Origin of the sequence: Clostridium sp. UBA7339, assembly GCF_002470865.1 — a bacterium.
GTDB classification, from domain to species: domain Bacteria; phylum Bacillota; class Clostridia; order Clostridiales; family Clostridiaceae; genus Clostridium_J; species Clostridium_J sulfidigenes.
The window spans coordinates 219,852-233,187 of the sequence record NZ_DKPI01000003.1; the positions used below are offsets into that span (position 1 = coordinate 219,852).

A 13,336-nucleotide genomic window follows, 5' to 3' on the forward strand; every position below is an offset into this window, starting at 1 on the left:
ATAAGGATAATATAAAGTATATCTTATGCATATAATCTAATAGAGTTCTATCTAGGGAGGAATTATGTCTAGACATTTTACAAATGCAATTTACTTAAGTGATGAAGTGGAGAACATTATAAGGAGTTCTAAATTTCTAGGAAAGGGCAATAATGGAGTGGTATATAGAATTGATAATGAGAGAATTATAAAAATATTTAATGATAAAAAAGTTTGCGAAACAGAGTATATAATTCTTAAATCATCTATGCATCATCCATCCTTTCCTAAGGTTTTTGACTATGGAGATTTTTTTATTGTAAGAGAGTTTGTAGATGGGATAAGACTTGATAAGTATCTAAATCATAACCCTCTAAATCAGAAACTAGTAAGAAGCCTAGTAGATTTAATAAATGATTTTAAAGAACTTGGTTATAAAAAGTTAGATATACGTTGCAAGGATCTCTATGTACAAGAGGACTTTTCTATCAAAGTTATAGATCCAAAGGATAACTTTGATAGGGAGATGCCTTTTCCACGGCATCTGATGAGAGGTATACTAAAGAGAGATAGTATAGGTGAATTTTTCTATTATCTACAAAGAATAGATAGGAATCTATACGAATCTTGGAGAAGTCAATTTAAAGAATATCTAAAAAAATTAGCTGAGAAAGATAAAAAGCTCTAAGAATGACAGTCTTAGAGCTTTTGTGTTTAATTGGATAATTTTAATCAAAAATTAACTAATTATAGGTTTTATTTTAAAAGATACAATGGTAAACTTATCTAGTAAAAACATATAAACATATGAAAGGAGACGTTTCAAATGAAAAAAAGTACATTAGGAACTTTGATTATTACAGCAATACTTTCCCTTGCATTAATAGGATGCAGTACCTCTAATAAGACTAGTAAAGATGAAACTAATACTGGAAGTAATGATAATAAAGAAATATATCTTTCAAAGGAAACGGAGAAGAAGGAAGGGGATAAAAATCCAGTGGCTACCATAGAAATGGAAGATGGAAAAATTATAAAGATGGAGCTTTATCCCGAAATAGCACCAAATACCGTTAGAAACTTTATAAGTCTTGCTAATAGTAAATTTTATGATGGTCTAATATTTCATAGAGTAATTTCAGGCTTTATGATTCAAGGTGGAGATCCTGAAGGAACTGGAATGGGTGGACCTGACTACTCCATATATGGTGAATTTACAAATAACCAGTTTGAAAATACTCTTTTACATACTAAGGGTGTTATATCTATGGCTAGATCAAATGATAAGAATTCTGCTGGATCTCAATTTTTTATAATGCATGGTGATACACCTAGTTTAGATGGAGACTATGCAGCCTTTGGTAAGGTTATAGAAGGTATGGATGTTGTAGACTCTATAGCTAAAGTAGAAACTGGCAGTAATGATAGACCTAAGAAGGATATAAAAATTAAATCCATTTCAGTAGATACCTTTGGAGTTACTTATAATGAACCTGTAAAATATACAAAATAATTTTAAATAAACCTAGCTGTGTTATGGCTAGGTTTATTTTTTTTATAAACTGAGTTCTTTGCTTCAGAGAGCTTTTCGAACTGAAGCTTACTAACAGACTTCTTAGTATCAGTATTTTTAATACTAAGAAGTGGTTGTCTTTTAGGAGAAAACGTAGCTGCTCGTTGTTCTCATTGGATAAATACACTGCTACCTCTTTTTGAAGTGTTTAATTTTCCTACGTATACACTTTTTTCATCTACTTCCTCTTTTATTACTACTTAATTATTTCAATATAGTAACCATTCAATATANNTATATTGAATGGTTACTATATTAATTTGCGGTAAAAACATGTTTACATAATGTATACGTATTGTAAACATGGATAAAATGCTTGTTTACAAGGATAAAATAATGTATACTTAAATCAAGATGTAATTTTATAAATTTTAAGGATGTGTAATTAATGGATTCAATTTTAAGTGTAAGGATAAGCGAGGAACTAAAAGAAAAATTTCAAAGTTTAGCTGAGGTAGAGGGGATAAATAATAAAGAATTCATGGATCTTATAATAAGGAACTACGAATTAAACAAAGCTTCAACGAGTACAGACTTTATTAAAAGCGATGTAGAAGAGTTACAGAGCATAACAAAAAGAATTTTAGATATATACATAAATATGATAGAAAAGAGCAAGGTTAAGAACTCCGAAGTTATTAATAGTTTTAAAGGAACTTTAGAGGAAGAGACTAATAGAAGTGAAAAATTAAAGGGGAATATAGAAAGTTTAAAAAAAGAACTAGAAGATTTAAAGTCTCATAATAAAGAACTGAAGGATTCGTTAAAGGAATATAAAGAACTTTTAGAAAAAGAGAGAGAAGATATCAAGGGATATAAAGAGTTAAACCTCATGTTAAAGGATAAGGTAAATGAGTTAAATGCCTATAAAAATGAAGCAGAAAGTTTAAGAGCAATAAACCGAAACATGGAAGAGAATTTAAAAAACCTAGAGAGAGAAAAGGAAAGCCTTACTAATAAATTAAATGAGGAATTAAATCATAGTATTGCATTAGAAGATGAAATTCAGGATATGAAGAGTTCTTATGAAAATAAGATTAACCAGATTTCAGAGGAGTTTAGCAGAGAATTAAGATTAAAAGATGATGAAATAAGGATTTCTATGCAAAAAGAAGTGTTGCAAAAAGAGGAAGAGTACAGAAAAGAAATTTGGTCTATGAAATCTCATTATGATGATAAAATTTCTAAATTGATGGACGATAAAGAACAATTACTACTAAAAATAAGAGACGATATAAACAATAATAAATAATATAAAAAATAGTATAAAAAATGCTGAAGTATTTCTAATTTTAAAATTAGAAATACTTCAGCATTTTTGTTATTTACCTTCTGTATAAGCATGTTCTAGTATATCTAAATATTCAGTAAAACTATCCTTGTCTTCTTTAGAAACGTTTTCTAAGGAATAATCGAGAAATTTACATCTTTCCATAATTACTGCTTCTAATATGTTATGTCCCTTTTCTAAACCTTCTATTCTAACTATTCGTCTATCTTTTGAATCTCTAACTCTCTTAACAAGATCCTTACTTTCCATTCTATCAACTAAATCAGTGATGGTGCTAGGGGCTTGATATAGTTTATTGCTAAGTTCACTAATGGTTACTTCTTTATGATTTACTATAATTTGTAAAGCTTCAAATTGTGCAGGAGTAATATCATAATCTTCTAATATAGTTCTTCCTTTTTTCTTTATATAAAAGCATACTCTTCTTAATAGTTTCTCTATCTTTTCTATTTGTGGATCTTCATAAATTTTCAAAAAATCACTCCTAAATTATATTATAAAAAACATTAAAGTTTATTATACTTCTGTATTATTATACACTTTTTTTCGAATATAGTCAATTAATTACAATTCAATGATAAAATTCAATAAAAAACAGCATCTTGAATTGAAATCAAAATGCTGTTTTTGTATTTTAAATTAATTATGTAAGAATTTATTATTCTTGCATTTTAGCAATACTATCAAGACATTCTTCACAAATATTTTTACCTTTGTAGTTTTTAACGTCTCTAGCATTACCACAGAATAAACATGCTGGCTCATATTTTTTTAATATGATTTGATCTCTATCTACATAAATTTCTAAAGCATCTTTTATCTCGATGTCTAAAGTTCTTCTTAACTCTATCGGAATTACTATTCTTCCTAATTCGTCTACTTTTCTTACTATACCTGTTGATTTCATAATATTTTCCTCCTAAATGTTTGTTATTTATTTTTTCATAAGTATAAGTGGGATTATATATAACTATTATATATAATTATTGTAATTTGTATACATTATTAAATTATCCAATTCCCATTAAATTATACATTAATAGTTAATATATATCTATTATAACTTATTCTTTTAAATTTTAACAGAGATTTTTTGCATTTGTCATATTTTACAAATATAAACCTTACCTATAGTTAGTGAATTGTACATCTATACCATAGTCTTTAGATTTTAATAGCTGCATTGTTTCTTGTAAATCATCCTTATTCTTTCCAGATATCCTTAACTGATCATCCATTATTTGAGGCTGAACTTTTATTTTACTAGCTTTAATATCTGCCACCATAGCTTTAGCTTTCTCAGTAGAGATACCTTTTATTAATTTACAAGTAACTTTAGCTGTACCTAGAGAACCTGAATCAATTTTACCAACTTCAAGAGCTTTGGAAGAGACACCTCTTTTAATAAATTTCCCCTTGAGTATGTCGATTACAGTCTCTAACTTAAACTCATCATCAGATATGAGCTTAACTTCATCTTTTAGTAAAGTTATTTCTGTCTTAGTACCTTTAAAGTCATATCTTTGTTTAATTTCCTTTAGGGCTTGATTAATAGCATTATCAACTTCTTGCATATTAATTTCAGAAACCACATCAAAGGAATATGAACTTGCCATACTTAGAACCTCCTTAAAATAATCTATATGTAAAAAACATATAAATATATAATAATTTATATATTTAAAAATGTCTATATAAATTTTAAAAAATTTAGATTTATTTTTAGTTGATGTTTTTCAATAGTTTTGTTAAAATAGTCTAATGATTTAATAAAGATAAAACAGGAAGTGATGATAATGAAATACTGTATTTTTGATGAAAAGAAAGTATGTAATGATTGTGGAGAGTGCAATGTATGTGAATACAATAGAGATAAGATCTGTGATAACTGTGGTAAATGTCTAGAGATTGAAGGATATGATGTTAAGGCTGTAAAAATAGATGAGGTATTTGAAAAGAATAAAGAAGAAGAAATCAAAATCGATTTGGAAGACTTTAGTGATTTTGATACAATTGAAGAAGAGGATAGCTTTCAAGAAGATGTAGTACCATTAGAAGAAGATGAAATACCATATATAGATGCTCTCGATGATGAATCTAATTGGGATTATATATCTGATGTAGAAGGCATGGATGAACTTATGGAAGAAACGGGTACAGATGGACTGCTACATGAAGAATATCCAGGTTTATATGTATTAAATAATAAAAGATAGCTACACAAAACTATTATATATGATATAATAGTTTTATAATATTTTACTATGGAGGTACAAAAGAATGAGCATTACTATTCTTAATTAATTTTATAAGCATAACAAAATAAATACTTATTACAATTTAAATGTAGTTTTATGTTTTTTGTTGTGCAATTAATTAGGCAGTGGTAATCTATTCTTTTAATTCTAATCATATAATAATGTTTTGATAGGTGAAGGTATGTAACTATAGTTTACTATAATTAATTTATTTTAATAGTTTCTATTTACCCTTAACCAGTTTATATTATATGAATTAATAATAGAGTTGTAAGTTTGGTTTTAATTGCTTATTGTGATTAAAACCTTTTTTGTTTCTTAAAATTGAAGTACCACCATTGCCTTTTGATAGACTTTATTAAAAGGAGTGTTATAAATGGGTAAGATAATTATAAAAAATATTTCTAAATCCTTTCAAAATCGCACAATTTTAAATAATATAAGTTTTGAAATAGGAGATAATTTTAAGATAGGTCTGGTAGGAGAAAATGGCGTAGGTAAAAGCACCTTAAAACAAATAATAACTAAGGAGATTTCCTACGATGAAGGAAGTATCAATTATATTCCTTCAAATATTCTTATCGGAATTATAGATGAAAACTTATATAATAATAATACTTTTTTAAGTGGTGGTGAAGCTACTAAAAAAGAAATTCTTAATATATTTCATAGTAACTATGATTTGTTTATACTAGATGAGCCTACAAATCATTTAGATTTAAGTGGTGTTCAATGGTTAGAAAGGCTTATAAATTCTATAAACAAACCTATGATTATAATAAGTCATGATAGGTTTTTCTTGGATGAAGTTACAAATAAGACCTTCGTTTTAAGTAATAACGGAATAAAAACCTATGAAGGTAATTATTCTTCCTATGAAAAACAGCTATTAATGGAAAAGATAACCAATGAAAATTTATATAACAAACAACAACAGGAAATAAGGGCTTTGAAAGAAAATATCAGTCAAAGAAAACAATGGTTTAACAAAGCACACAAAATGGCGGGTACTAATGACCACTTAAGAGCATTAAGTAAAAAGCATGTTTCTATAATGAGATCAAAAGAAAAAAAGTTAGAAAAGTTAAAAGAAAATGGAGTTGAAAGAATAAAGGATAATTCTTCAATTAAACTTACACTTAATAATAATAATAGTTTTAAAACAGCCATAAGAGTTGAAAATCTTAGTAAATCCTTCGATAAGAAATTATTATTTAAAGATGGAAACTTTACTATAAATGGTGGAGATAAAGTCGGAATCATTGGTAATAATGGTAGTGGGAAGACTACATTACTAAATATTCTTCTAGGTGAAGATAAGAATTACATTGGCGATGTTTATTTAAACCCAAATATGAAAATTAGCAGTTTATCTCAATATCTAGAAGTAGTAAATGAAGAAATAACTATATTAGACTATTTATTAACCACCAATGAAACTGAAAATATAATTCGGTTATATTTAGGAAGTGTATTTATAAAAGGGGATAGAGTAAATACATTAATTAAAAACTTAAGTATGGGCGAAAAATGCAGAGTAATATTTACTAAAATAATCATTGAAAATCCTGATTTAATAATTCTTGATGAGCCAACTAATTATATGGATATCTTATCTAAAGAAAGTGTAAGTTTGCTTTTAAAAAGTTATTCTGGAACAGCTTTGGTAGTTTCCCATGATAGACATTTAATTTCTACAGTATGTAATAGAATTCTAAAAATAGAAAATAACAAAATTATTAATTTTACTGGAAATCATACTGAGATAATTGAGTTTTTCACTTGTAATAAGACTAGTAATAGTAAATCAAAGGTTAATAAAGATGAAATATTAATGCTTCAGTGTCGACTTTCTCAGCTAAGTGGTTTACTAGATGATCCTTCATTAGAAAAGGATGCTAAGTTAAATTATGAAAAAGAATTTTTGAATACGAGCAGGCGTATATCTGAATTGAGAGATATGAAATATAAAAAATAATAAAAACAAGGATAGCAGCCATAGATTTCATAGCTGCTATCCTTCTTTATTATTCATCCCCTAAGGGGTGAGTGTTAATAGCCTCTCTTAGGGTTTCATCATCAACATGAACATATATTTGAGTAGTACTTACATTTTCATGACCTAATATCTCTTGGAGAGTTTTAACATCTACACCACCATGTTTATGAAGTAATGTTGCAGAGGTATGCCTTAATTTATGAGGTGTGTATTTATCAGTATCAAGACCTGCTGCACCTACATATTTTTTTATTATTCTTTCTACAGTGCGCTTATTAATTCTTCTATACTTTCCACTTATGAATAGAGCCTCTCTATCCTCACTATGAACTTTATCTGCAATATCATTTCTTACAACAAGATACTTATTTATAGCTTTAATTGATGCTTTATTAAGATAAATAGTCCTTTCTTTATTTCCTTTACCAATGACAGTAAGGGTATCACCTTTAATATTGGCAATATTGATGCTGCAAAGCTCTGATAGTCTCACACCACAGTTTAAAAATAGGGTAATTATACATAAATCCCTAGGTGAATTTTTATCTCTATTATTAGCTACAGCTAATAAGTCTCTACTTTCATCTAAAGTTAAGTAAATGGGGGAGCGCTTTCCTATTTTAGGACTTTCTAAGTCTAAAGTAGGATCTGTAGGTATAATTTTAGCTTTAGAACATAAATAGTGAAAAAAGGACTTTAGAGAGGCAACTTTTCTTGCCTTTGCATAGGTTCCATTTTCTCTCATATTCTCTAAAAAGGATAGATAGGTGTAAAAATCAACCAATTCTAAATTTTTAAGATAATTAGAAGAGATGTTATCAATAGGAATATTTTCAAAAATTACATCCTGTGATAAAGTTACTTCATTATTGTGTACTTTAAGAAATTTAAAGAATAAAGTTAGATCATAAGCGTAGGCAACTAAAGTATTGCTAGAAACACCTTTAACAGAAGAAAGGTAACTTAAATAATCCTTAAGTATTTTTGGTAGAGAATTATCTTGCATATAATTTAATTTAGAATCCATATAATCCATTCCCCTTTAATTTTTATAGTATAATGTCGCGAAACTTACATTTCACGACATTAATTATTCTATGAAGAGAGGTAAAAACCCTTTAATTTTTTAAAAGCTTTTCTATTTTTATTTTCTCTTCTAAAATTTTATAATCTATATTACTTACAGAATCAATCAAATGTATTTTTAAAGATCCGCTTCCCTGAAACTTTTCTACTATTTTATTATAAGCAAGTTCACCACATACTCCCATAATACAGAAAGCAGTTACCGTTGCATCAAAGATTTTATGAGGATTAGCACCAACTAAAACTCCTATAATTGATGAAAGCATACATCCTGTTCCGGTGACATTTCTCATAGATGGATGCCCATTTCTAATAATATATACTAAATCTTTATCTGCAACTATATCTATAGTCCCTGTAATGGCTATAATTGCCCCTAGATCCTTAGAAAGCTCCGTAGCTAGAGTAATCGCACCTTCTATATTATCTTCCGTTATAGACTCAATTTCACTGGCATCTACACCCTTACATATAGTTTTTTTCTTTCCTATAGTTTTTATTTCAGATATATTACCTTTTATAACTTGAAAATCTACAGTGTTTAAAAGTTCCCTTACAGCCTGTTGTCTAAAGGATGATGCACCAATACCTACAGGATCCAATATTACAGGATGCTTTAATTTATTAGCTCTCCTCCCTGCCTTAATCATGGCTTCTAACTTTCTTGGATTTAAAGTACCTAAATTCATTACTAAAGCATTACATAAGGTGGTTATCTCCTCTACTTCCTCTGGATCATCTGACATAATAGGAGAACCACCACAAGCTAAGGTTATATTAGCACAATCATTAGCTGCCACATAATTAGTTATATTGTGCACAAGAGGGTTGGTTTTTCTTACTGAATCTAAAATATCTTTAATCATTTTATATCCTCTCCCTAAGATCTATTTTAAAATACTAAGATGTTAAGCTCTAATTACCTTTATTAGAAACTTTATATAATACTCCTGTTTTTTTAAGAGCTATTAAAAATAGTATAGCAATTAGTGTGCCACCAATAGAGCTTATGCTAAATGGCACCACAAAGCCCCATAGAGCCGCTTCCTTTGATAGGATGAACTTTGCTACCGGATAGGCTATTAAAGCTCCTATTACACCTGTACCGAAGATTTCTCCTATGGATGCCATAGTTATTTTTTTATTATATTTATATAGGATTCCAGCTAAAAGAGCTCCACACATACTTCCAGGAAAAGCTAGGAAGGTACCTGTACCAATAAGCACTCTAATTGTGGAAGTAAGGAAAGCTATAGCTACTCCATAAAAAGGACCTAAAATAACAGCTGATAAAACATTTATCAAATGCTGAACTGGAGCACATTTTGCAATTCCTACTGGTATAACTATAACTGTAGATAAAATAACTCCCATGGCAATGAAAATTCCAGCTAAAGTTAGTTTTTTGGTTTTTAACATTACATATCATCCCCTCAAAATCAATATTTTTAAATTACTTACCCTCCCCTATATGAACAAAAATAAAAGGCATACCAACTAAGTGGTATACCTATAATTATATAAATCTACTTCCTACGTTGGCATTATCCAAATCAGGTACGGTCGAAGTTTACACTCCCTCTCAGCCTGTACACAAGCTCCCGAATATTAAGTTAACTAAATATTATCATAATGAATTACTATAGTCAATTAAGGATATCCTTGCTATTTTAGAAAAATAATATGTTATAATTATTTTAAAGCCTTGAGTCATTATTTAAAGCTATATACGTAAAATTTTCAAGGAGGATGATCTATGGAAAATAAACAAGTCACTCTATCTATTATTTTAGTAGTAATATTAGGTTGTATTATTATGGCCTTAGTGGAAATTTTAATTGCACCTAATTATTTTACAAAGTCTTTAATAAAAATATGTATCTTTTTACTATTGCCCTTAATTGTATGTATAAAACAGAGAGCTATTTCCTTTAAAGCACTTTTTAAAGGAAATAAAAAAAGCATATTTTTTGCACTTATATTTGGTATAGTTGTATATGGATTTATACTAGGAGCTTATTTTATTCTAGGTCCATTTTTTGATTTTTCTATGGTCACTACTAATTTAGAGAATAATTTAGGAGTAACTAAAGAAAACTTTTTATTTGTAGCACTATATATTACATCAGTTAATTCCCTTTTGGAAGAGTTTTTCTTCCGTGGTTTTTCCTTCTTATCTTTAAAACAGGTAAGTTCAAGAAAAGCTGCTTATATTTTTAGTGCTTTAGCCTTTGCAATTTATCATGTGGCTATTATGAATAATTGGTTTACTCCCCCACTGTTCATTTTGCTTATAGTTTCACTATTTATAGCTGGACTTCTTTTTAATTACCTTAATGAAAGGTTTAATAATATTTATGTCTCTTGGATAGTTCATATGTCTGCCAATTTAGCTATAAACACTGTGGGATTTATCCTCTTTGGCATCATAAAAATAAGCTGAAATGCATTAGCATTCCAGCTTATTTTATTATACGTTTATTTCTACTTCTTCACCTAATTCATTTTTATGAGCTTCTAATATAGGGTTTATATATTCCTCTATAAAATCAACTACCTGCCCACTAGATCTTCCAGTAAACTTACTTGGATCTATTATAGATAGAATCTCTTCTTTTGATAATCCAAAGGATTCATCAGCTAATATTCTTTCTATTAAATCATTCTTTTCTCCAAACTCTTTTACTTGTCTTGCAGCAGCTAAAGAATGAACTCTTATTTTTTCATGAAGTTCTTGTCTATCCCCTCCACGCTTAACAGCTTCCATCATAATATTTTCTGTAGCCATAAATGGTAACTCGCTATTAACATGAGCAGCTATTACCTTTTCATATACCACCATATTAGAAGTTATGTTTATATACAGGTTAAGCACTCCATCAAGAGCTAAGAAAGCTTCTGCAACGGATATACGTTTATTAGCAGAATCATCTAGTGTTCTTTCAAACCATTGAGTTGCAGCAGTAATTGCCGGGTTAAGAGAGTTTACAATTATATATCTTGAAAGTGCACTAATTCTTTCACTTCTCATAGGATTTCTCTTATATGCCATAGCTGAAGATCCTATCTGATGCTTTTCAAAAGGTTCTTCCATTTCCTTCATGTTTTGAAGAAGTCTCATATCATTACTAAATTTGTATGCACTTTGTGCTACTTCAGATAATGTATTTAATATTATAGAATCTAATTTTCTAGAGTAAGTTTGGCCAGTAACAGGATATGCTTTTTCAAAGCCCATTTTTTTACATACAATTTTATCAAGTTCTTTAACTTTTTCTTCATCATTATTAAATAAAGACATAAAGCTAGCTTGAGTTCCCGTTGTTCCCTTAACTCCTCTAAATTTCATTTTATCAATTGCAAAATCAAGGTTTTCTAAATCCATTAATAACTCTTGCATCCAAAGAGTAGCTCTCTTTCCTACAGTTGTAAGCTGAGCCGGTTGAAGATGTGTAAATCCAAGAGTTGGAACATCTTTATATTCTAAAGCAAACTTGCTTAGTTGATCTAACACATTTATTACTTTTTTTCTAATTAATATAAGAGCATCTCTCATAATAAGTAGGTCCGTATTGTCACCTACATAACAGCTAGTAGCGCCTAGATGTATTATTCCTTTAGCTGATGGAGCTACAACCCCATAAGCATACACATGACTCATTACATCATGTCTAACTTCTTTTTCTCTAGCAGCAGCTAATTCATAGTCAATGTTTTTAATATTGTCTCTAAGCTCTTTTATTTGTTCATCAGTAATATTTAATCCTAATTCTTGTTCTCCCTCAGCTAATGCAACCCAAAGTTTTCTCCAAGTTTTAAATTTCATTTCCTCAGAAAAAATATAGCTCATTTCCTTAGATGCATATCTAGAATTTAATGGTGAATTATATGTATCTCTCATAGTAACCTCCGTACAAAAATGTTTTTTTATCTAATATCATTCACTATTATAGCATATTATATAAGCATAAGTCTATTTAAAATTCGTGTTATTTATAACAATAGGTTATTCTCATTGTTCTATTTTATCCAAATATATCATATATATTAAACATAAAAATATATTAATAGATTTAAACATATCATAATATAATAAAAATGGGGGGAAGTTTTTATGTGCAAAATTAGTTTATTAGACAAAATATCATTTGTACTTGTTATTATAGGCGCAATTAATTGGGGAATATTTGGACTCTTCAATTTTGATCTTGTTCATTTCATCTTTAGTTTTTCAGATATGCTAGTTAGAGCAATATATATATTAGTAGGACTAGCAGGCATAAATATGATTAGATTTTTATATTGTCTCAATAAAAAATAGTATCTTTAATATTAAGAAATAGTTCTATATGTAAATATTTATATATGGAACTATTTCTATTTTTATGTAGGAAACTATTAAATTATGAAAAAATAGAAATAGTTAAATAGTTGTACTGTTCATGGAGATCTTAGAGGATGTGTCATTGGAATATTAGAATAAAATAGACTCATTTATCCTCTATACCAAAGAATAATGGTATAATATTTTACGGAAATATATACTTATTGGAGGGATAACATGAAAATTGCTTTTATTGGTGATACTCATCATAATGAAAGAGCTTTAAAAGTAGCTTCAAAATATATAAATAATTTAAAATCTGATATAGTTATTCATCTAGGAGATTGCATAGAAGACGTAAAACTCTTAGAAAAAACTTTTAAAGGTGAAATATATGCAGTGGCTGGAAACTGTGATTTTTCTAATACATATCCTAAAGAAGATACTATTACTATTAATGGACTAAAAATTTTCTTTACCCATGGAGATTTATATAATGTTAAAAGTACCATGAATAGTATAGCTATAAAAGCAGAGAGCATTGGTGCAGATGTGGTACTCTTTGGTCATACCCATATACCTCTTAAAGAAGAATATAGAAATACTATATTTATGAATCCTGGCAGTATCCCTAAGCCTTCTCCATGGGCTAAGGGAAAATATATAGGCGTTATAGAAATTGATGATGAGGGAGTTATAGTTACTGCTGAATTAAAGGCTGTAGAATTATAATATAATAAGTAAGAGATTATTTTAAAATACCATAAACAGAAAAACAGATAGAAAATATAGTGTTTTTACAATATATTTTCTATCTGTTTTTCTT

General features: G+C 28.4%; 15 protein-coding genes and 1 riboswitch. Of the genes, 8 read left to right on the top strand and 7 right to left on the bottom strand.

What is annotated here, in order from left to right; translation table 11 throughout:
- The first annotated feature begins 64 nt into the window (after positions 1–64).
- The 3 genes from B2S02_RS01330 (at position 65) to B2S02_RS01340 (ending at position 2,804) form a co-directional block, all read left to right on the top strand.
- Complete coding sequence (locus tag B2S02_RS01330) at positions 65–667, top strand: protein kinase (protein WP_346876202.1); 603 nt, start codon at positions 65–67, stop codon at positions 665–667.
- A gap of 138 nt (positions 668–805) precedes the next feature.
- Positions 806–1,492 (top strand): peptidylprolyl isomerase, encoded by a 687-nt coding sequence (locus tag B2S02_RS01335; protein ID WP_346920160.1) that lies wholly within the window; start codon positions 806–808, stop codon positions 1,490–1,492.
- Between the two features lie 448 nt (positions 1,493–1,940).
- Positions 1,941–2,804, top strand: a complete 864-nt coding sequence (locus tag B2S02_RS01340; RefSeq protein ID WP_346876204.1) for a hypothetical protein — start codon at positions 1,941–1,943, stop codon at positions 2,802–2,804.
- Positions 2,805–2,873: 69 nt separating this feature from the next.
- On the opposite strand, the gene B2S02_RS01345 is transcribed toward B2S02_RS01340, so the two are convergent.
- From B2S02_RS01345 to B2S02_RS01355, 3 genes are all read right to left on the bottom strand, one after another.
- Entirely contained in the window at positions 2,874–3,317 is a 444-nt protein-coding gene (locus tag B2S02_RS01345) for a MarR family winged helix-turn-helix transcriptional regulator (protein ID WP_035135877.1), read from the bottom strand.
- A gap of 184 nt (positions 3,318–3,501) precedes the next feature.
- Complete coding sequence (locus B2S02_RS01350) at positions 3,502–3,750, bottom strand: AbrB/MazE/SpoVT family DNA-binding domain-containing protein (RefSeq protein WP_035135880.1); 249 nt, start codon at positions 3,748–3,750, stop codon at positions 3,502–3,504.
- 217 nt (positions 3,751–3,967) lie between these two features.
- Positions 3,968–4,459 carry a YajQ family cyclic di-GMP-binding protein gene (locus tag B2S02_RS01355; protein ID WP_346920161.1) on the bottom strand — a complete coding sequence of 164 codons (492 nt, stop codon included), beginning with the start codon at positions 4,457–4,459 and terminating at the stop codon, positions 3,968–3,970.
- Between the two features lie 180 nt (positions 4,460–4,639).
- On the opposite strand from B2S02_RS01355, the gene B2S02_RS01360 reads away from it, so the two are divergent.
- Both B2S02_RS01360 and B2S02_RS01365 read left to right on the top strand, forming a co-directional pair.
- Positions 4,640–5,059, top strand: a complete 420-nt coding sequence (locus B2S02_RS01360) for a hypothetical protein (protein WP_346848152.1) — start codon at positions 4,640–4,642, stop codon at positions 5,057–5,059.
- Positions 5,060–5,477: 418 nt separating this feature from the next.
- Positions 5,478–7,079 carry an ABC-F family ATP-binding cassette domain-containing protein gene (locus B2S02_RS01365; protein ID WP_346920162.1) on the top strand — a complete coding sequence of 534 codons (1,602 nt, stop codon included), beginning with the start codon at positions 5,478–5,480 and terminating at the stop codon, positions 7,077–7,079.
- Between the two features lie 49 nt (positions 7,080–7,128).
- Here B2S02_RS01365 and B2S02_RS01370 read toward each other — a convergent pair whose 3' ends face one another.
- From B2S02_RS01370 to thiW, 3 genes are all read right to left on the bottom strand, one after another.
- Positions 7,129–8,127 carry a tyrosine recombinase XerC gene (locus B2S02_RS01370; protein WP_346848154.1) on the bottom strand — a complete coding sequence of 333 codons (999 nt, stop codon included), beginning with the start codon at positions 8,125–8,127 and terminating at the stop codon, positions 7,129–7,131.
- Positions 8,128–8,218: 91 nt separating this feature from the next.
- Positions 8,219–9,052 carry a hydroxyethylthiazole kinase gene (thiM, locus tag B2S02_RS01375; RefSeq protein WP_346848155.1) on the bottom strand — a complete coding sequence of 278 codons (834 nt, stop codon included), beginning with the start codon at positions 9,050–9,052 and terminating at the stop codon, positions 8,219–8,221.
- Between the two features lie 49 nt (positions 9,053–9,101).
- Positions 9,102–9,605, bottom strand: a complete 504-nt coding sequence (gene thiW / locus B2S02_RS01380; RefSeq protein WP_346848156.1) for an energy coupling factor transporter S component ThiW — start codon at positions 9,603–9,605, stop codon at positions 9,102–9,104.
- Between the two features lie 94 nt (positions 9,606–9,699).
- Positions 9,700–9,801, bottom strand: a riboswitch (TPP riboswitch).
- Positions 9,802–9,942: 141 nt separating this feature from the next.
- On the opposite strand from thiW, the gene B2S02_RS01385 reads away from it, so the two are divergent.
- Positions 9,943–10,629 carry a type II CAAX endopeptidase family protein gene (locus B2S02_RS01385; protein WP_346848157.1) on the top strand — a complete coding sequence of 229 codons (687 nt, stop codon included), beginning with the start codon at positions 9,943–9,945 and terminating at the stop codon, positions 10,627–10,629.
- A gap of 27 nt (positions 10,630–10,656) precedes the next feature.
- On the opposite strand, the gene purB is transcribed toward B2S02_RS01385, so the two are convergent.
- Entirely contained in the window at positions 10,657–12,087 is a 1,431-nt protein-coding gene (purB, locus tag B2S02_RS01390; RefSeq protein WP_346920163.1) for an adenylosuccinate lyase, read from the bottom strand.
- Positions 12,088–12,300: 213 nt separating this feature from the next.
- On the opposite strand from purB, the gene B2S02_RS01395 reads away from it, so the two are divergent.
- Both B2S02_RS01395 and B2S02_RS01400 read left to right on the top strand, forming a co-directional pair.
- Positions 12,301–12,507, top strand: a complete 207-nt coding sequence (locus B2S02_RS01395) for a DUF378 domain-containing protein (RefSeq protein ID WP_150845516.1) — start codon at positions 12,301–12,303, stop codon at positions 12,505–12,507.
- Positions 12,508–12,747: 240 nt separating this feature from the next.
- The gene (locus tag B2S02_RS01400) at positions 12,748–13,242 is read left to right on the top strand and encodes a metallophosphoesterase (RefSeq protein ID WP_346878823.1); all 495 of its coding nucleotides are present in this window, start codon (positions 12,748–12,750) and stop codon (positions 13,240–13,242) included.
- Positions 13,243–13,336: the final 94 nt, after the last annotated feature.